The sequence below is a fragment of the Nonomuraea sp. NPDC050202 genome, from assembly GCF_040656115.1.
In the GTDB taxonomy this organism is placed as follows: domain Bacteria; phylum Actinomycetota; class Actinomycetes; order Streptosporangiales; family Streptosporangiaceae; genus Nonomuraea.
On record NZ_JBFALF010000012.1, the window covers coordinates 91425 to 110971 of the forward strand.

At 73.4% G+C, this 19547-nt stretch carries 15 protein-coding genes; 12 read left to right on the top strand and 3 right to left on the bottom strand.

The window, feature by feature from the left end; genetic code table 11:
- Nucleotides 1-53 precede the first annotated feature (53 nt).
- The 3 genes from AB0I79_RS29315 to AB0I79_RS29325 form a co-directional block, all read right to left on the bottom strand.
- Nucleotides 54-3350: a PQQ-dependent sugar dehydrogenase gene (locus AB0I79_RS29315; protein ID WP_357879286.1), complete on the bottom strand. Its 3297-nt coding sequence runs from the start codon at nucleotides 3348-3350 to the stop codon at nucleotides 54-56.
- 105 nt (nucleotides 3351-3455) lie between these two features.
- Nucleotides 3456-4607: a TIM barrel protein gene (locus AB0I79_RS29320; RefSeq protein WP_357879289.1), complete on the bottom strand. Its 1152-nt coding sequence runs from the start codon at nucleotides 4605-4607 to the stop codon at nucleotides 3456-3458.
- A gap of 152 nt (nucleotides 4608-4759) precedes the next feature.
- Complete coding sequence (locus AB0I79_RS29325) at nucleotides 4760-5932, bottom strand: ROK family transcriptional regulator (protein ID WP_357879292.1); 1173 nt, start codon at nucleotides 5930-5932, stop codon at nucleotides 4760-4762.
- A gap of 554 nt (nucleotides 5933-6486) precedes the next feature.
- On the opposite strand from AB0I79_RS29325, the gene AB0I79_RS29330 reads away from it, so the two are divergent.
- The 12 genes from AB0I79_RS29330 to AB0I79_RS29385 all read left to right on the top strand — a co-directional run bounded on the left by AB0I79_RS29330 (nucleotide 6487) and on the right by AB0I79_RS29385 (nucleotide 19532).
- Nucleotides 6487-8253: an aldehyde ferredoxin oxidoreductase C-terminal domain-containing protein gene (locus AB0I79_RS29330; RefSeq protein ID WP_357879295.1), complete on the top strand. Its 1767-nt coding sequence runs from the start codon at nucleotides 6487-6489 to the stop codon at nucleotides 8251-8253.
- Nucleotides 8254-8366: 113 nt separating this feature from the next.
- Nucleotides 8367-9125, top strand: a complete 759-nt coding sequence (locus AB0I79_RS29335) for an SDR family NAD(P)-dependent oxidoreductase (RefSeq protein ID WP_357879298.1) — start codon at nucleotides 8367-8369, stop codon at nucleotides 9123-9125.
- 2 nt (nucleotides 9126-9127) lie between these two features.
- Nucleotides 9128-10489 (top strand): lyase family protein, encoded by a 1362-nt coding sequence (locus AB0I79_RS29340; protein ID WP_357879301.1) that lies wholly within the window; start codon nucleotides 9128-9130, stop codon nucleotides 10487-10489.
- On the top strand, nucleotides 10482-11441 hold the full coding sequence (locus tag AB0I79_RS29345; protein WP_357879304.1) for a thiamine pyrophosphate-dependent dehydrogenase E1 component subunit alpha: 960 nt from the start codon (nucleotides 10482-10484) through the stop codon (nucleotides 11439-11441). The genes AB0I79_RS29340 and AB0I79_RS29345 overlap by 8 nt, the downstream gene beginning before the upstream one ends.
- A complete protein-coding gene (locus tag AB0I79_RS29350) occupies nucleotides 11434-12408 on the top strand; it encodes a transketolase C-terminal domain-containing protein (protein WP_357879307.1) in 975 nt (324 codons plus the stop codon). The genes AB0I79_RS29345 and AB0I79_RS29350 overlap by 8 nt, the downstream gene beginning before the upstream one ends.
- A gap of 40 nt (nucleotides 12409-12448) precedes the next feature.
- Nucleotides 12449-13420: a sugar ABC transporter substrate-binding protein gene (locus AB0I79_RS29355; RefSeq protein ID WP_357879310.1), complete on the top strand. Its 972-nt coding sequence runs from the start codon at nucleotides 12449-12451 to the stop codon at nucleotides 13418-13420.
- A complete protein-coding gene (locus tag AB0I79_RS29360) occupies nucleotides 13402-14928 on the top strand; it encodes a sugar ABC transporter ATP-binding protein (protein WP_357879313.1) in 1527 nt (508 codons plus the stop codon). The genes AB0I79_RS29355 and AB0I79_RS29360 overlap by 19 nt, the downstream gene beginning before the upstream one ends.
- Nucleotides 14918-16108 carry an ABC transporter permease gene (locus AB0I79_RS29365; protein ID WP_357879316.1) on the top strand — a complete coding sequence of 397 codons (1191 nt, stop codon included), beginning with the start codon at nucleotides 14918-14920 and terminating at the stop codon, nucleotides 16106-16108. Before AB0I79_RS29360 ends, AB0I79_RS29365 begins: the two co-directional genes overlap by 11 nt.
- A complete protein-coding gene (locus AB0I79_RS29370) occupies nucleotides 16105-16581 on the top strand; it encodes a VOC family protein (RefSeq protein WP_357879319.1) in 477 nt (158 codons plus the stop codon). The genes AB0I79_RS29365 and AB0I79_RS29370 overlap by 4 nt, the downstream gene beginning before the upstream one ends.
- Before the next feature lie 19 nt (nucleotides 16582-16600).
- A complete protein-coding gene (locus AB0I79_RS29375) occupies nucleotides 16601-17446 on the top strand; it encodes an amidohydrolase family protein (protein ID WP_357879322.1) in 846 nt (281 codons plus the stop codon).
- A gap of 5 nt (nucleotides 17447-17451) precedes the next feature.
- The gene (locus AB0I79_RS29380; protein ID WP_357879758.1) at nucleotides 17452-18531 is read left to right on the top strand and encodes a Gfo/Idh/MocA family oxidoreductase; all 1080 of its coding nucleotides are present in this window, start codon (nucleotides 17452-17454) and stop codon (nucleotides 18529-18531) included.
- Complete coding sequence (locus AB0I79_RS29385; protein WP_357879325.1) at nucleotides 18528-19532, top strand: LacI family DNA-binding transcriptional regulator; 1005 nt, start codon at nucleotides 18528-18530, stop codon at nucleotides 19530-19532. The genes AB0I79_RS29380 and AB0I79_RS29385 overlap by 4 nt, the downstream gene beginning before the upstream one ends.
- Nucleotides 19533-19547: the final 15 nt, after the last annotated feature.

Consider the following 19547-nt stretch of genomic DNA (forward strand, 5'->3'; position numbering starts at 1 on the left):
GCGGTGCCGTGACTGGCGGTCTCGCCGTCGGAGGTGAGACCGCCAGGACGGGGTCAGGCGGGGCGGAGCCGTTCGATCAGGGCCTTGGCGTCGCGGACCAGGGCCGATCCGGCCGCCGCGTCCCGCACGTTGCCGCGCTTCTCCGCGACCCTCACGAACCGTTCGAGCGCCGCGACGGCCAGCGCCCGCTTGCCCCTCTTCTCGTGCCGCTCCGCCTGCGCGAGCTGGTCATGCAGGTCCGCGGCGGCCTTCCAGGTGATCGCCCCGGTCTGCCGGAAGCGCGAGACGAGCGCCCGCACGTCGGCGTACGAGGTGGTCGTCTCGAACGTCACGGAGGCCGTGGCGGTCCTGCCCGCCTGGTCCGTGACGGTGCCCGTGAGCCGGTGCTCGCCGAGCGGCAGCGCCCACAGCGCCACCGGCTTCCCGGACGCCACCGCCTCGCCGTCCAGCTCCGCCGTCACCCCGGCCACGCCGGACACCGCGTCGGCGCCGGTCAGGACGGGCGTGACGGTGGCCGAGTCGCCGTACGCCCCGGGTTCCACGCCGGTGACCGTCAGCGTCGGGTCCGACTTGTCGATCTTCACGGTGAGGGTGCCGGCCGGGGAGACGTTGCCGCCGTTGTCGGTGGCCCGGTAGCGGACCTCCCTGGCGCCCTCGGCGCTGAGCGTGACGGGGTTGTTGGCGTTGGACCAGGTGGTGCCGTCCAGGGAGTACTGGCGCGAGGCGACGGTGCCGTTGTCGGTGGCGGTGACGGCGAGCGTGACGTTGCCGGTGTGCCAGCCGTTCGCGCCGTCCGGCTGGGCCGGGGTGAGCGTGGCGGTGACGGCCGGCGGGGTGGTGTCGGCCACGCCGCCGCCCTGGAAGGTGAACGCGTCCAGGTCCACGCCGCCGGAGGAGGTGACGTACAGCCGGCCGGTTCCCTCCGGCAGGTCGTCGAGCCGCGTGGTGACCGTCTGCCAGCCGTCGCCCTCGGGAACGGTCACGCCGGCGAACGGCTCGGCCGTCGGCGAGTTCCACCGCAGCGACAGCGTGCCCGCGCCCGACGCCCTGGTCTGGACGCCGGTGATGCCGGCGAAGTGCACCGGGTCGTAGGCGATCCAGTCGCCGGGGTCGAACGAGGTGACCTTGGCCTTGGCCGACGCCGTGTCGTCGGGGGTCTTGGTGACGCCGCTGCTCTCGTCGGCGTGCTCGGCCTGCGCCAGCTTGGGGTTGAGGGTGAGCGCGGCCTCGCCCAGCGCGCCGGGGATGGAGCCGGCGCCGTTGTCGCGGTAGCTGACGACGACCACGCCGTAGATGTTCTCGGTCTCGCCGTGCTCGGGCGCGCTGGCCGGGGTGGGCCAGGCGCCGGCGCAACCCGTGCCGAGCGTCTCCGGGTGCGCGTGCGTGTCGTGCCCCAGGCCGAACGTCCACTGGACCCGCGAGCACACCGGGTTGTCGCCGTCCTCGGCGTCGGACACCCCGATCCGGTACGGCAGCGCGTTCCCCCAGTCGAAGAACCCGCCGTCCGGCGGCGTCTTGACGGTCACCACGGGCGCGGTGTTGCCCACGGTGACCTCGACGGAGGTGAGCCCGGACCGGCCGCCGGAGTCGGTGACGCGCAGCCGGGCCGCGTACTGGCCCAGCTCGGTGTAGGTGTGGGTGGCGGTGACGCCGGTGGCGTCGAAGTCGCCGTCGCCGTCGAAGTCCCATTCGTAGGTCAGCGTGCCCGGCTCGGTGTCGCTGGAGGCGGTGGCGTCGAAGGCGACGGTGAGCGGCGCGGCGCTGCTGGAGGTCCTGTCCGCGGCGATCCTGGCCTGCGGGGTCTTGTTGGCGGGGGTGTAGTCGATGCGGTAGAGGCCGGCGTCCGGGTTGGCGCGGAAGAAGCCGTCGCCGTACTCCAGCACGTACAGGGAGCCGTCGGGGCCGAACTCGATGTCCATCGGGCTGTCGGTGACGGGCTGCGCGGCCGTGCGCAGCGCGCTGTTGGGCAGGAAGTGCTCGATCGCGGTGACCGGCCCGTCCGCGCCGGTGAAGGTGAAGGCCGCCAGGTAGTCCTGGGAGAACTCGGCGAAGAACGCCTTGCCGTCCCAGTGCTCGGGCAGCTTGCCCGGCGCCGGGTTGCCGGGGTCGTAGTGGTAGATCGGCCCGCCCATCGGGCCCTGGCCGCCCTGCGGGTCGAAGTCGGTGAGCCCGGCCCACGCGGCCGGCTGGTGGGTGTTGTTGTCGCCGTAGTACAGGTCGGCGGGCACGGCGGGCGGGAGCTGCGCCAGGCCGGTGTTCCAGCGGGAGGTGTTGCGGGGGCCGGCCGCGCAGTCGAACCACGGGCCCGGCCGGGCGGTCTCGAAGTCCCAGTCGTTGTAGTTGAAGTTGTCGCCCGTGCAGTACGGCCAGCCGCTGTTCATCGGCTTGGTGAGCGGGGTGATGTTCCACTCGACGTACCCCATGGGCCCCCTGGCGGGGTCGCCGGTGCCGGCGTCGGGGCCGTAGTCGGCCCAGGACAGGGTGCCGGTCTCGGCGTCCACGTCCATCCTGAACGGGTTGCGCACGCCGGTCACGAAGATCTCCGGCCTGGCCCCTTCCGTGCCGGGCGCGAACAGGTTGCCCTCGGGGATCGTGTACGTGCCGTCCGCGGCCACCCTGATCCGCAGGATCTTGCCGCGCAGGTCGTTGCTGTTGCCCGCGCCGCGCCGGGCGTCGAGGCCCGGGTTCATGCCGGGCGCGTCGTTGTTGGGCGCCATCCCGTTGGCGCCCGGCGTGCCGGCGGGGGTGTTGTCGCCGGTGGCGAGGTAGAGGTTGCCGTCGGCGTCCCAGTCGACGTCGCCGGCGACGTGGCAGCACTGGCCGCGCTGCGCCTCGACCTTGATGATGACCTGCTCGGTGGACAGGTCCAGCGCGCTGCCCGTCCACGTGAAGCGGGAGAGCTGGTTGTAGCCCTTCCACTGGTTCCAGTACGTCTCGTCGGCCCCGGCGGGCAGCGTGTTCGGCGCGGATCCGGCCGGGGTGCTCGGCGGGTAGGGCGCCGTCATCGTCTTCGGCGCGTAGTAGACGTAGACCCACCTGTTCTGGTCGAAGTCCGGGTCGAGGGCGATGGTCTGCAGCCCGTCCTCGGAGTTGGCGTAGACCGGGACGGTGTTGATGACCTTGGTGACGCCGGTGGCGGGGTCGGTCAGCCGGATGTCGCCGTTGCGGGCGGTGTGCAGCACCCGCCGGTCGGGCAGGACGGCCAGGTCGATCGGCTCGCCGACGTTCTTGGTCAGGGTGATCTTCTCGTAGCTGGACCACGTGGTGGCCGGGTCGTGTGCCCGGGCGGGTAAGGACAGGCAGGCGCCGGCCAGCACGAGGCCGCCGAGCACCGCGAGGGTACGCTGCATGGTGATGCTGCTCCTAGGACGAGGAGTGCCGGATGCCGGGCCGCCACGTCTGCCGGGCCAACGGCAGGGTGCTTCGTGGCGGTCCGGTTCCGTTTCTGGTCCGCGTCAGCCGCGCAGGGCGGCCATGTTGCGGTAGCTGAGCTCGGCGAGCTGCAGGGACTGCGCGGGGTCGGCGCCGGGGGCGTTGTCCTGCTCGTACATCGGGTTGTGGAAGCCGTGGTTGCGCAGGCGGGAGAAGAAGCGGCGGTAGTCGATGTCGCCGGTGCCGAACGGCACCATGTCGTAACCGTTGGGGACGGCCGGGTTCGACGCGCCGTCCTTGGCGTGGAAGAGCGGGAAGCGCTTCTCCTGGGCCCTGACGGTGCGCAGCGGGTCGAAGACGTCCGTCTGCGTGGAGCCGTCGGGCGCGGTGTAGGTGCGGTGCTTGTACTGCGCGACGTGCGCCCAGTAGATGTCCATCTCGAAGTGCACGAGCCTGGGGTCGCTGATCCTGAAGAAGTACTCGAGCTTGCGGATGCCGGACGAGCGCGTCGGCCGGCCCTGCTCGTCGGGCGGGCCGCTGTCGAGCAGGAACGCGTAGGCCGCGTCGTGGTTGTGCGTGTACAGCTTGATCCCGGCGCTGCGGGCGATCGCGCCGAGCGCGTTCCACTTCTCCGCCGCCACGTCCCAGTCGGCCTTGTACGCGCTGCCGGTCGGGTCGGCGCCGGTGCCCATGTGCTCCAGGCCGAGGATGTTCGCGATCTCCAGTGCCTGCTTGAACCGGTCGAGGTCGGCGGTCGTCAGCGGCCAGGAGCCGGGGATGAACCCGTGATTGCCCTGGGCACGCAGCCCGTTGCCGTCCAGCCAGCCGCGCAGCAGCCGGGCGCCCTCGACGGTGTCCAGGCTCGCGCCGCCCTCGGCGTTCGCGTGCTGCCGGTAGCCGGCGAACTCGACCTGCCGGAACCCGATGGCCGACAGCGCCTCCAGGACGCGGCGGAAGCCCGACGGCGAGGTGGTGGAGGCCGGGTCCCGGGTGATCGCGTCGCGGACGGTGTAGAGGATGATGCCGCGCTTGCCCGGCGGGATGAGCACCCGGCGCGTGCCGGCCCCGGCGGGCTGGGCGAGGGGGATCGCGGCGGCGGCGGCCAGACCGGTGGTGGCGGCGAAGAGTCGGCGGCGGCTCAGCCCCAGCCGGTGGCGGAGCGTCTCGGCGCGCTCCCGCTCCTCGTGCACGTGGTCGGGTAAGGCGTCGTCAGGCAGGGCATGGCGAGGGCTCACGCGAGGGTTCCCTTCCTTGAGGGACGCGTGCGCCGACCACGTCGCAGCGGATCCGTGCCCGGTCCCCGCGGCATGCCACCGCCCCGGTTCCCGGACGATCACCATTGTTACGCCGCCGTCGTGAAAGGGTCAATGGTGCTCGTACCCGGCGCTCAGCTTCCGGCGATCCGGTCGATGCTGCCGGGCGCGAGCACGTGCTCGACGACCATGACGGCGGCGCCGACGACCCCGGCCCGGTCGCCCAGCTCGCCCGCCTTGATGCCGAGGTGCTGCGTGGCCAGCGGCAACGACCGGCTGTAGATCGCCTCCCGCACGCCCGCCAGGACCTGCTCGCCGGCCGCGGCGACGTCGCCGCCGATCAGGATGACGGACGGGTTGAAGAAGTTCACGATGGCGGCCATCACCGCGCCCACCTCGCGCCCTGCCTGCCTGACCAGGCGGGTGGCCCGCGGGTCGCCGGCGCGCATGAGCGCGACCACGTCCCTGCTGCCGCGCGCCTCGACCCCGGCGCCGCGCAGCGCGGCGGCCATCGAGGCGCCGCCCGCGATCGCCTCCAGGCAGCCGGTGTTGCCGCACCGGCACGGCGCGTCCGAGGCGGGCACCCGGATGTGGCCGACGTCCCCGGCGGCGCCCCGCGCGCCGCGGTGCAGCCTGCCGCCGGAGATGATGCCGCAGCCGATGCCGGTGCCGATCTTGATGTAGATCAGGTGGTCCACGGCGGGGCCGGCGGCCCAGTGCTCGCCGAGCGCCATGACGTTGACGTCGTTGTCGACCAGGACGGGCGCTCCCAGCCGCTCCCCGAGCCACTCGGGGACCGCGAACCCGTCCCAGCCCGGCATGATCGGCGGGTTCACCGGCCGTCCCGTGCGGTGCTCGACCGGGCCCGGCAGCCCCAGCCCGACGCCGCACACCTGCTCAGGGCCGCGCCCGGCCGCGGCCAGCAGCTCGCAGAACGCGTCGGCCACCCCTCCGAGCACCGCCTCGGGGCCGAGCTCGACGGGGAATCCGGCGACCTGCTCGGCCAGCACGTTCAGGCCGAGGTCGAGGACGGCCAGGCGGGCCCGGGTGGCGCCCACGTCGGCGGCGAGCACGACCCGCGCGCCGCCGTTGAAGGTGAACACCGCCGCCGGCCGGCCTCCGGAGGAGATCGAGCCCTCGCCCTCGACGACCCAGCGGGAGCCGATCAGCCCGTCCAGCCGCTGCGAGACGGTGGATCTGGACAGGCCGGTGAGCCGGGCCAGCTCGCCTCTCGTCCTGGCCCGCCCGTCCCGGAGGATCGCCAACAGTGCCCCCGCCCCCGCCGCGTGCTGGCCGTAGGTTGGCATGCATCCACCTTACTTCGAAAATCGGCTGACTTATGTTGACAAGAATTAAAAGTCAGATCTATCGTCCCGAAATATCACGGACATATGCGATGCTCGGTCGAAATTTCCGAGAATGTCCGGCGTTTTACGAGCTCCTCGCGCTGCGAGGGTCCGGCCCGGTCCACACCCGCCGTCGCGCCGAGACGCGCGGGCCCAGGGAATGCCACCCGGGCCGGATTCGTCGTGCGGGGTTCACGCCAGAGGCAGCCGGTTGAGAAACCGCCGGCCACATTCACCTCGCTCGGCGAGTGCCGATGCGCGCGGGTGCCGGTGCAGCGCGTCAGGCCGGGTGCCGGGGGCCGGGTGATGACGAAGTCGCACAGTTCCGGCGCGCCGCCCAGGTCACAGCACGAGGTTCTGCGGCTCGACGTCGCCACGCAGGGCCGGGCCGCCTCCTGGTGCACGCGGCGGGTTCGGCGCTGTCCGGCGCAGGAAGCCGGGAGGGTTGCATGCCATGGGTGATGTGTGATGTGGTGCCGCTCCTGGTTCCCTGTCCGGCTCTAGGAGGCTCTGTCATGCCGTTCATTGTGGATTTGACCAGCGGGAACGTGGAGAAGGAGTATCGGTCTCCGGAGAAGGGGCACTACGGCGGGTCCATCCTGGGGCTGCGGCTGATGCGGGAGCGGACGGCGGCGGGGCTGGATCCGTACGATCCTGGTGCGCTGCTGTACGTGGCGGCCGGGATGCTGGGCGGGACGGCGGCTCCCGGGCTGGCCAAGGCGGTGTTCCTGGCCAAGTCGCCGCTGACGGGGGTGGCTGGGGAGGCGCACGCGCTGGGACCGTTCGCGGCGGGGATGCGGGGGGCGGGGGCCAGGGCGCTGGCCGTGGTGGGGCGGGCGCCGCGGCTGTCGTACCTGCTGGTGGCGGGCGGGGAGGTGAGCCTGCACGACGCCGGCGACCTGCGCGGGCTCGGCACCGCCGCCACGACCGACGCGCTGCGCGCCCGGCACGGGGCGGGGGCCCACGTCGCGGCGATCGGGCCCGCCGGGGAGAACCTGGTGCGGTACGCGAGCGTGGTGACCGACCACGCCTTCCCCGCCGGCCGGTACGGGCTCGGCGCGGTCTTCGGCGCCAAGAACCTCAAGGCCGTCGTCTGCGCGGGGGACGCGCCCGCCGAGGTCGCCGACCCGGAGGCGATCGCCGCCCTGACCGCCTACTACCGCGAGTCCCTGGCCACGAACCCGCTGGCCGCGCTCCAGGCGGGCCTGCCGGGCTTCGCGGGCTGGGCCGGCGACCCGCTCGACCCGGGTTACGCCTCGGTCCGCAACTTCTCCGTCCCGGGGCCGCCCGGCCTTCGGGTGCCCTCGGCGCGCGACTACGACGGCCGCGCGCTCTCGGCCGCGGGCTCCTGTCCCGGCTGCCCGAACGACTGCCTCAAGGTGTACGGGGAGCGGTCCGGCGGGCTCGGGCAGGAGGCGTTCCTGTCGCTCGGCTGGAATCTCGGCATCGACGACCTCGGCACGATCCTGGCCGCCAACGCCCGCTGCAACGACCTCGGCCTCGACGTGGTCTCGCTGGGCGGCACGATCGCGTTCGCGATGGAGTGCGCCGAGCGCGGCCTGCTCCCCGGCGGGCCGGCGTTCGGCGACGCGGCGGCGCTGCCGGGCCTGATCGAGGACGTGGCCGCCCGGTCGGGCGCGCTCGGCGGCCTGCTGGCCGAGGGCTCGGCCAGGGCGGCGCGGCACGTGGGGCGGGGCGCGCAGGCGTACGCGATGACGGTGAAGGGCGCGGAGCTGCCCTGCTTCGACCCGCGCCCGCAGCCCGGCATCGGCCTCGGCTACGCGCTGGCCCCCGGCGGCCCGCGTTACGACGCCCTGGAGCACGACCTCGACTTCGACCCGGTCGCCGGGCTGGCCTACAGCTTCCCGGAGGCCGCCCGCGTCGGCGCGCTCCCCGCTCCCGCGCACGAGCTGGACGAGGAGCGGGGCCGGCGCAGCGCGCGGCTGCTGCGGCTGTGGAGCGGCCTGGACGCGCTGAACCTGTGCGTCTTCGCCTCCACCCCGACCCGCCCGCTGACCGTCGACCACCTGACCGCCCTGGTCACGGCCGTCCTGGGTGCGGAGTTCACCCTGGAGGACCTGCTGGCGGCCGGGCAGGCGCGCCTGGACGAGCTGCGTGCCTACGCGGTGCGCGAGAGCGGCGGGCGGCTCGACGAGGCGCTGCCCGCGCGCCTGCACGACGAGCCGATCACCGAGGGCCCGCACAGGGGCGCCGTCCTCGGCCGGGCGGCGTTCGAGCGGGCCCGTGCGGCCTTCTACGCGGAGCTGGGCTGGACCCCGTGAGGGGCGGGGAAATTTCCGAATAAAAACGATTGACCTCCCTCTTGTTCGGTTTGTGAGCCGCTTGCTATCGTCAGGTCAATCGTTTGACCAACGCATGAGGGAGGCCATCGAGGATGGCGGTCACGATCGACCTGACGGGCCGCACCGCGCTCGTCACGGGCGGTGCGGGAGGTCTCGGTCTCGCCTGCGCCCGCGCGCTGGCCGGCGCCGGAGCGGATGTCGTGCTCTCCGACCTGGAGGGGCCGCGGCTCGACGAGGCGGCGGCCGGGCTGGGCGTGGCGAAGCGGGGAGCCGACCTCACCGACCGGGCCCAGGCCAGGGCCCTGGTGGACGGGCTGGACCGGATCGACGTGCTGGTGAACTGCGCCGGGATCATGCGCACCACCCCCCTGCTCGACATCGAGCCCGAGGAGTGGCTGCGGATCGTGGACGTCAACCTCAACGCCGCGTTCTGGCTCACCCAGGCCGTCGGGCGGCGCATGGTCGAGCAGGGCGGGGGCTCGATCGTGACGCTGGCCTCGGTGGCCGCCCGCTCGGGCCGGCCCAACGCCGCCCACTACTCGGCCACCAAGACGGCGCTGCTGTCGCTGACGAAGTCGGCGGCCGAGGCGCTGGCACCCGTGCGGGTGAACGCGGTCTGCCCCGGCGTCTTCCTCACCGCCATGTGGGACGACATCATCAGCGACCGCGACCGCCGCTTCGGCCCCGACGCGGGCGCGGGCTACCTCAAGGAGGTCAGCGAGCGCTCGCCGCTCAAGCGCCCCGGGCGGCCCGAGGAGGTCGCCTCGGCGGTGTTGTTCCTGGCCAGCGACCTGGCGTCGTTCGTGACGGGCCAGGCGCTGAACGTCGACGGCGGACTGGAGATGAACTGACCTTGAACAGGCAGACGTTCAAGCTGCTGCCCGAGCTGTTCGGCGACGCCGTGATGGCCGAGATCTTCTCCGCAGAGCGCACGGTGCTGGCGTGGCTGCGTACCGAGGAGGCGCTGGCCAGGGCCCAGGCGGAGGCGGGCGTGATCGAGCCCGGCGACGCCGCGGCCATCGCCGCGGCGTGCGTGCCCGCCAACATCGACCTGCCGCGCCTGTGGTCGGAGGCGGTGAACGTGGGCTACCCGATCCTCCCCCTGGTGCGGATGATCTCGGCGGCCCTGCCCGAGGGCCCGAACGGCCGGGTGCACTACGGCGCGACCACGCAGGACATCATGGACACCGGCCTGGCCCTGCAGCTCGGCGAGGCGCTCGACCGGCTGGCCGAGCTGCTCGGCGCGTTCGGCGACGCGGTGGCCGGGCTGGTGGCCGAGCACGCGGGCACGGTCATCGCCGCCCGTACGCACGCGCAGCAGGCGGTGCCGACGACGTTCGGGGCGAAGATGGCGGTGCTGCTGGCGGAGGTGACGCGGCAGCGCGAGCGGGTGAGCGCCACCGCGCGGCAGGTGCGGGTGGTGTCGCTGTTCGGCGCGGGCGGCACCTCGGCCGCCATGGGCGAGCGCTCCTCGGCCGTACGGGCGGCGCTGGCGCGGGCGCTGGGCCTGCGCACGACCGAGGTCCCATGGCACGTGGCCAGGGACGGCGTGGCGGAGTTCGGGGTGACGTGCGCGTCGCTGGCGGCGACCGCGGCCCGCTTCGCCCGCGAGGTCGTGGACCTGTCCAGGACCGAGGTGGGCGAGGTGCGCGAGGCGGGCGGCCACCACCGCGGCGCCTCCTCGACGATGCCGCAGAAGGCCAACCCGATCGGCTGCGAGGCCGTGATCGGCATGTCCGGCACGGCGGGCGCGCTCAGCTCGGGCCTGTTCCGCGCGATGGAGGCCGGGCACGAGCGGGCGGCCGGCGAGTGGCAGGTGGAGTGGTACGTCGTGCCGCTGCTGGCCGAGCTGGCCGCGGGCGCGCTGGCCACGGCCGCCGATGTCGCGGCCGGCCTGCGGGTCTACCCGGAGGCCATGCGCGCCAACCTGGACGCGGAGGGCGGCCTGATCATGGCGGAGGCGTACATGATGCGGCTGGCCCCGGCGCTGGGGCGGGAGCGGGCGCACGACCTGGTCTACAAGGCGGCGCACGAGGCGCGCGAGCGCGGGCGGGCGCTGGCCGACGCGCTGCTGGAGGTGGCGGGGGCCGGCGAGCTGGAGAGCCTGGGCCCGCTGCCCATCGCGCCCGAGTCCTACGTCGGCGACGCCGGGGCCGTCTGCGCCGCGGCACTCGACGCGTGGAGAGACGAGCAGGCAAGGAGTGGGCATGAGTGAGAGACGGCTGGCGGACCTGCTGGCCATGTGGCGGATCCGCGCGTTCGAGGAGAAGGTGCGTGACCTGCGGACAGGCGATCCGGCTGGGGGGCCGATCGTCGGCTCGGTGCACCTGTGCGTCGGGCAGGAGGCGATCCCGGTCGGGGCGTGCGACGTGCTGGAGCCGGAGGACGCGCTGTTCGCGACCTACCGGGGCCACGGGTGGGCGCTGGCCAGGGGCGTTCCGGCGGAGCCGCTGTTCGCCGAGCTGATGGGCCGGGCGAGCGGGGTCAACGGCGGGCGCGGCGGGTCGGCGTACTTCACCGCCGCCGAGTACGGCTTCCACGGCGAGAACTCGATCGTCGGCGCGGGCGCGCCCATCGCTTGCGGCGCGGCGCTGGCGGGCCGGCACGACGGCTCGAACCGGGTCGCGGTGAGCGTGTTCGGCGACGGCGCGATGAACCAGGGCGCGGTGCACGAGGCGATGAACTTCGCCGCCGCGTTCAGCCTGCCGGTCGTGTTCGTGTGCGAGAACAACCGGTACTCCGAGCTGACGCCGATCGCCGACATGGTGCGCAGCCCGCGACTGGCCGATCGCGCCGCCGCGTACGGCATGCCGGGGCACCGGATCGACGGCAACGACGCCGAGGCGGTGCGTTTCCACGTGCGCGACGCGCTGGAGGTGGCCCGCGAGGGCGGCGGCCCGACGCTGCTGGAGTGCATGACCGAGCGGCTGGTCGGCCACTACATCGGCGACGCCGAGACCTACCGGCAGCCCGGCGAGCTGGAGCGGATCAGGCGCAGGGAGCCGATCGCCCGGCTGCGCGCGGGCCTGCTGGCCGACGGCGTGCCGGAGCGGGAGATCGACGCGGTGGAGCGCCGGGCGCGCACTGAGATGGACGCCGCCGCCGAGGCCGCGCGGCAGGCGCCCCTGGCCGACCCCGCCACAGCGATGGAGCACCTGTATGCCTGAGATGACCTACGGCGAGGCCGTGAACGCCGCCCTGCACCGCCTGATGGAGGAGCTGCCGGAGACCCTGGTCTACGGCGAGGACGTGGGCGTGCCCGGCGGCGTGTTCGGGGTGACGCGGGGGCTGCGCAAGCAGTACGGCGAGCGCGCCTTCGACACCCCGATCAGCGAGTCGGCCATCCTGGGCAGCGCGGTGGGCGCGGCGATGTTCGGCCGGCGCCCGATCGTGGAGATCATGTGGGCCGACTTCTCGCTGGTCGCGCTGGACCAGATCGTCAACCAGGCGGCCAACGTGCGCTACGTCTCGGGCGGCCGGTTGACGGCGCCGCTGACGATCCGTACCCAGCAGGGCAACGCGCCGGGCGCGTGCGCGCAGCACTCGCAGTGCCTGGAGGCGCTGTTCCTGCACGTCCCCGGCTTGCGGGTGTGCATGCCGAGCACGCCGCAGGACGCCTACGACCTGCTGGTGACGGCCGTGCACTGCGACGACCCGGTGCTGGTGATCGAGAACCGCACCCTCTACTTCGGCCGGAAGGAGCCGGTCGAGACGGGCGGCCCGGTGCGGCCGATGGGCGGGGCGCGGACCCGCCGCGAGGGCTCCGACGTCACGATCGTCACCTGGGGCGCGATGACGCAGCGCGTGCTGGAGGCGGCGGGGGCGCTGGCCGGCGACGGGATCGAGGCCGAGGTGCTGGAGACGCCGTGGCTCAACCCGTTCGACACCGGCGCGGTGGTCGCGAGCGTGGCGAGGACGGGCAGGCTGGCGGTCGTCCACGAGGCGAACGTCACGGGGGGCTTCGGCGCGGAGGTCGTCGCCCGCGTCGCGGGGGCGGGGGTGCCCCTGCTCGCGCCGCCGATCCGGATCGGCACGCCGGACGTGCGGATGCCGGCCGCGCCGGTGCTGGCCCAGTCCCTGGTGCCGGACGCCGCGCGCATCACGGGGGATGTACGGGGACTGGTCAAGGGCTGACAGGCCCGCCAGTCAAACGATTGACTCCATCAGGAGAACCATGAAGAAGGCATTCCTCGCCGCCACCGCGCTCGTGCTGGGCGCGACGGCCTGCGGCGGATCCACCAGCGCGTCCGGCGACGGCAAGAAGGAGTACACCATCGGTGTCTCCAACCTGGGCCTGAGCTTCCCCTTCCCCGCCGCCATCGGCAAGGGCATCAAGGAGGAGGCGGCCAGGCTCGGCGTCAGGATCGTCGAGCTGGACGCCCAGGGCAAGGCCGACAAGCAGAGCAACGACATCCAGGACCTCATCGCCCAGCAGCCCGACGGCGTGCTCATCCTGCCCGTCGACTCGGGCGTGGCCCAGGGCCTGGCCGACCGGCTCAAGGCCGCCGACATCCCCACCGTGGCCGTCGCCTCGCAGGTCGGCGACCCGAAACAGCGACAGCTCAAGGACGTCTACCCGGGCCTGGTCGCCCTGGTCACCCAGGACGAGTACGCGGCCGGCGGCAAGGCCGGCGAGATCGCCGCGAGCGTCGTCCCCGGGGGCGGCAAGATGGCGATCGTCGAGGGCCAGGCCGGCTTCGCCGAGGTGGTCCAGCGCTACCAGGAGTTCCCGAAGTCGGCGGCGGCCAAGGGCGCCACGTACCAGGTCGTGGCCCGCCAGCCCGGCGACTGGGTGCAGGACAAGGCCCAGTCGGCCTGCCAGAACATGCTCTCGTCCAACCCCGACACCCAGCTCTTCTACGCCCAGTCCGACGACATGGCGGCGGGCTGCGCCAAGGCGGTCGCCGCGGCCGGCTCCAAGGCGAAGATCGTCGGCATCGGCGGCAGCAAGCTGGGCATCGACGCCGTCAAGTCGGGCGCGATCGCGGGCACCGTCTGCTACAAGCCCGAGGACCTGGGCAAGCTCGCCCTCACCACGCTGCACCAGCACCTGACCGGGCAGAAGAAGCAGGACGCGGCGTTCGTCACCTACGACACCCCGGCCATCACCAAGGACAACCTCACCGATTGCACGCCGCAATGGTGACGCCACTGCTGTCGCTGACGGGCATCGGCAAGGAGTTCCCCAACGGCACCGTCGCGCTCAGGGACGCCCGCCTGACCGTGCACGCGGGCAGCGTGCACGGCCTGGTCGGCGCGAACGGCGCGGGCAAGTCCACGATGATCAAGGTGATCGCGGGCGCGCACGCGCCGACCTCGGGCGCCGTCCGGTGGAAGGGCGAGCAGGTCGTCTGGCGCACCCCGGGCGCCGCCAGGAAGGCGGGCGTGGCCACGATCATGCAGCACGTGCCGCTCGCGCCCACGCTCACCGTGCTGGAGAACGTCTTCCTCGGCGCCCCCGGCCCCTGGCGGCTGCCCCGGGCCCGCCGCGCCGAGTTCGCCCGGCTGCTGGAGCGGGTCGGCTACGCCATCGACCCCGACGCCGAGGTGGCCGGCCTGGCCATCGGCGAGCGGCAGATGGTCGCGATCCTGCAGGCCCTGGCCACCGGCGCGGAGCTGGTCGTGATGGACGAGCCGACCGCCTCGCTCGCCGAGGGCGAGCGGCAGGTGGTCTTCGACGTCGTGCGCAGGCTCTCCGCCCAGGGCACGGCCTTCCTGTACGTCTCGCACTTCCTGGACGAGGTGCTCTCCCTGACCGACCGGGTCACCGTGCTGCGGGACGGCACGGTCGTGGCGGAGGGCGCCACCGGCGACTACGACGAGGACCGCCTCGTCCAGGCCATCGTGGGCCGCGACCTGCTGGAGGCCGGGCGGCGCGGCGCCGAGCCGGTCCCCGAGGACGCCCCGGTGCTGCTGTCGGTGCGCGGGCTCGGCTCGCCGTCCGGCGTGCGGGAGGTGTCGTTCGAGGCCAGGGCGGGCGAGGTGATCGGGCTGGCCGGGCTGCTCGGCTCCGGCCGCTCCGAGATCCTGCACGCCGTCTACGGCGCCGACCCGCGCGCCACCGGCCAGGTGCTGGTCAAGGGCCGCCCGGTCCGCCGCACCCCGCGCGCCGCCGTGGCCGCGGGCATGGCGCTCGTGCCCGAGGACCGCGGCGCCCAGGGCCTGGTGGGCACGTTCCCGATCTGGAAGAACGTCTCGCTGCCCGACCTGCCGTCCCTGTCGTCGGGCCGGTCGCTGCCGCGCGAGCCCGCCGAGCACGAGCGCGCCGAACGGGCCATCGCCGACCTCGGCATCGTCTGCTCCGGCCCCGGCGCGCTGCCGGCCGAGCTGTCCGGCGGGAACGCGCAGAAGGTGGTGTTCGGCAAGTGGCTGTACGGCGGCGCCCGCGTGTTCATGCTCGACGAGCCCACCGCCGGTGTGGACGTCGGCGCCAAGGCCGACATCCTCGAACTCGTCCGCCGCTTCGCCGCGGACGGGGGCGCGGTGCTCGTGGTGAGCAGCGAGTTCGAGGAGATCCTCGCGGTGGCGACCCGGGTGCTGGTCGTGCGCGAGGGCCGCGTCGTCGCCGAACGGGCGGCGCACGAGACATCGGAGGAGGAGTTGCTGATGCTGGCGAACGGCTTCGGCGAGGCAGGTGCGAACCATGCCGCATGACACGCGCTCACGGCTGGCCGCCGCGCTGCGGCCGGGCAACGCGGGCGTGGTCTACGCCCTCCTGCTGATCGTCGCCGTGCTGACGCTGCTGACGGCCCAGCTCGGCCGCCCGCCTTACCTGTCGGCGACGAACGTCATCAACATCCTCGACCAGTCGTCGCTGATCGCCATCCTCGCCGTGTTCACCACGGTCGTGCTGATCAGCGGGAACTTCGACCTGTCCGTGGCGTCGGTGGCGGCCTTCTCGGCGGCCACCGTGCTCAGCCTGGTGGCGCCGCTCGGCCTGCCGCTCGCGATGGCGATCGCGCTGGGCGCGGGGCTGGTGTGCGGGGCGGTGAACGGGCTGATCGTGCAGCTCGTCGGGATCAACGCGTTCATCGTCACGCTGGGCACCATGACGGCCGTGCGCGGGCTGGTGCTCATCCTCACCGACGGCCGCACGATCACCGCCTCGGACCCGGACGCGCAGAGCTCGCTGATCGCCCTCCAGGCCGGCTACTGGACGATCCCCCACATCCTGGCCGTCCTGGGCGCGGCGGCCGTCGCGGCAGGCGTGTTCGTGCTGCTGCGCCGCTCCCGCGCCGCCGGGATCGCGATCGTCGCCGCGGGCGTGGTGGCGATCGTGCTCAGCCCGGTGCTCGGGTTCGAGCTGCGGCTGAGCAAGCCCACCTACTACCTGATCGTGATCGCCGGGATCACCTGGGCGGTGCTGCGGTACACGGTGATCGGCCGCCGCCTGTACGCGGTGGGCGCGAACGCCGAGGCGGCCCGCCTGTCCGGCATCAACGTCAACCGCTACAAGATCGGCGCGTTCGTGCTGAACGGGCTCGGCTCCGGCTTCGTCGGCATCCTGTTCGCCGCCAAGCTCCTGGCGATCAACCCGACGGGCCTGCAGGGCACCGAGCTGACCGTGCTGGCCGCGGCCATCCTCGGCGGCACCTCGCTCTTCGGCGGCCTGGGCAGCGTGCTGAAGTCGGTGGTGGGGGCGCTCATCCTGTTCACCCTGGACAACGGCTTCAACGTGCTCAACCTCGGCGCCAACTACCAGGGCGTCATCGTCGGCACGGTCGTCGTCGTGGCCGCCGCCATCTACACCGTCGCCGGCCGCCAGCGGCAGGTCAAACGGGTGAGGCCATCGTCGGAACCGCAGGTCCAGGTCAGACAGGAGGCGCTGCGATGAGGGGCGTCTGGCACTTCTCGTTCACGGTCGCCGACCTCGACAGGTCCGTGGCGTTCTACCGCGACCTGCTCGGCTTCACGCTGGTGCACCGGCAGGAGCAGGACAACGACTACACCCGCAGGCTCGTCGGCTACCCCGACGCGGTGCTGCGCGTGGCCCAGCTCGCCGTGCCCGGCCAGCCGCGCGGCGTCTCCACCCACGACCTGGAGCTGGTCGAGTACGTCCAGCCGCGGGGCGAGGCCCGCGACCCCGCCCGCCACCTGCCGGGCGCCGCGCACCTGGCCCTCACGGTCGAGGACGCCCGCGCCGAGCACACCCGGCTGGCGGCGGCCGGGGTGCGGTTCGTCAACCCGCCGGAGGAGATCACGGCCGGGGTGAACAAGGGCGGTTACGCCTGCTACTTCCTCGACCCGGACGAGATCACGCTGGAACTCGTCCAGCCTCCTGCTATTTTGTTGCGCTCAAACGATTGATCATGGGAGGAGGGGCCGGATGCCCGTCGTCGACGCCCACCAGCACTTCTGGAACCTGGAGACGGGTTCGTACCCCTGGCTGACGCCCGGGTCCGGGCCGATCTTCCGCACGTTCGAGCCGGAGGAGCTCATCCCCCAGCTCGCCGCGGCGGGCGTGGACCGCACCGTCCTGGTGCAGTCGATGGACTCCTACGCCGACACCGACGCCATGCTGGCGCAGGCCGACGCGTACGACTTCGTCGGCGCGGTGGTGGGCTGGGTGCCGCTGCTCCGGCCCGAGGAGGCGGCGCGGGCGCTGGAGCGCTACCGGCGGCATCCCAGGTTCGCCGGGGTCAGGCATCTCATCCACGACGAGCCCGACCCCGACTGGCTGCTCCAGGAGCCGGTCATCGAGGGGCTGAAGCTGCTGGCCGCCGCCGGGGTGCCGTTCGACGTGGTGGCGGTGCTGCCGCGGCACCTGGAGCACGTGCCGGTGTTGGCCGAACGGGTGCCGGGGTTGCGGATGGTGATCGACCACCTGGCCAAGCCGCCGATCAAGGGCAGGGGCTGGGAGCCGTGGGCGTCGCTGCTGGCCCGCGCGGCCGAGTGCCCCGGCGTGTACGCCAAGGTGTCCGGGCTGAACACCGCCGCCGACGCCGCGACCTGGACCGGCGAGGACCTGCGGCCGTACGTCGAGCACGCGCTGGAGCTGTTCGGGCCCGGGCGGCTGATGTTCGGCAGCGACTGGCCGGTGGCCACGCTGGCCGGCGACTACGCCACGGTGTGGCGGGAGACGCAGGTGGCGCTGTCGGGGCTGGACGACGCCGAGCGCGCGATGGTGCTCGGCGGCACCGCCGCCCACTTCTACCGGATGGAGGAGCGTTGATCGACGTGTTCGCGCCCATCGCGGCCGCCGCCGACCTGTCGATCCCGGCGGAGCACCGCCGGCCGGTCGCGATCGTCGGCGCCGGGGCCATCGTGGACGTGGCCCACCTGCCCGCCTACCGGCAGGCCGGGCTGGAGGTGACCGGGCTGTTCGACCTCGACGCGGGGCGCGCCGCCGAGGTGGCCGCCCGTCACGGGGTGCCCAGGACGTACGCCTCGCTGGAGGAGCTGCTGGCCGACGAACGGGTCGCGGTCGTGGACATCGCGGTCGCGCCGCAGGCGCAGCCCGCCGTCGCGCGGCAGGCGCTGGCGGCGGGCAAGCACCTGCTGTGCCAGAAGCCGTTCGCGCCGGACGTGGCCACCGGCCAGGGGATCGTGGACGTGGCGGCGGCCACGGGGCTGAAGGTCGCGGTCAACCAGCAGCTCCGCTTCGACGAGGGCATCGCCGCCGCCCGTGCCATGGTGCGCGCCGGGTGGATCGGGCAGCCGACGGCGATGACGTTCACCGTGAACATCCTCACCGACTGGAGCGCGTGGGACTGGCTGGTCACCACCGACCGGCTGGAGATCGTCTACCACTCCATCCACTACCTGGACGCGATCCGCTCGGTCCTCGGCGACCCGGAGCTGGTCTTCTGCACCGGCAGCCGCACGCCAGGCCAGCTCGCCAAGGGCGAGACGCGCACGATGAGCACGCTGGTCTACCCGGGCGAGGTGCGGGCGCTGGTGCACGCCACGCACGAGAACCGCACCGGCGACGGGGAGGCGTCCTTCCGCATCGACGGCACCGAGGGCGCGATCAGGGGCACGCTCGGCCTGCTGTACGACTACCCGCACGGCCGCCCCGACACCCTGGAGGTCAGCAGCCGGGCGGTGCCGACGGACGGCTGGCTGCCGTACCCGGTGACGCGGCGCTGGCTGCCCGACGCGGTGGCAGGGCCGATGGGATCCCTGCTCAGGGCGATCGCCGAGGGCGGCGAGCCGGAGACGTCGGGCCGCGACAACCTCGGCACTCTGCGGCTGCTCGACGCGCTCTACCGGTCGATGGACAGCGGGCAGAGCGTGCGTCCAGGATCGAGCGCATGAAGCGCTCCCGCGTGACGCTCGCCGACGTCGCCGCGATGGCCCGGGTGGACCGGGCCGTCGTCTCGCGCGTGGTCAACAAGGACCCGACGCTCAACATCCGCCAGGAGACGCGCGAGCGGGTGCTGGCGGCCATCGACGAGCTGGGCTACCGGCCAAACGTGGCCGCGCGCAGCCTGCGGACGTCGCGGGCGCACATGTTCGGGCTGTTCATCCCCGACTTCGCCAACCCCGTCTACGCCGAGATCATCAAGGGCGCGGAGGCGGAGGCGGCGGCGCAGGGGTACGTGCTGGTCACCGGCAGCGCGACCGGGGCGGGGCTCGGCGAGTACATGGACCGCATCGGGCAGGGCCGCATCGACGGGCTGCTGCTGGCCGGCACCGGCGACGACACCACGCTCACCCATCAGCTCGACCAGGCCGCCATCCCCTGGCTGATGCTGAACAACCGCAGCAGGGGCGTCAAGCGCTACGTCATCCTCGACGACGAGCGGGCCGCCGCCCTGGCCGTGGAGCACCTGGTGCGCCTCGGCCACCGCCGCATCGCCCACCTCGCGGGCCCGTCGCGGGCCGACACCGCCGCGCGCCGGTCGGCCGGCTACTCGGCGGCGATGCGCGAGGCGGGCCTGCCGGAGGGCCCGATCGTGGCGGCCGACTACACGCCGGCGGGCGGGGCGGCGGCCATGGCGCGGCTGCTGGCCGGGTCCGAGCCGCCGACGGCGGTGTTCGTGGCGAACGTGGCCTCGGCCATCGGGGCGATGGAGGGGGTGCGGGCGGCCGGGCTGGAGATCCCGCGGGACGTGTCGATCGTGGCCGTGCACGACCTCGACCTGGCCAGTTACCTCTACCCGGCGCTGACCACGGTGCGGATGCCGCTGGCGGAGCTGGGCAGGCGCGGCGTGACGCTGCTGGGCAGCCTGAAGCCGGACGACACGGTGGCCGAGGTGCTGGCGGGCCCGATCGAGCTGATCCAGCGCCGCTCCACCGCTCCCCCTGGACGATGACTTCCGCCGGGCGCG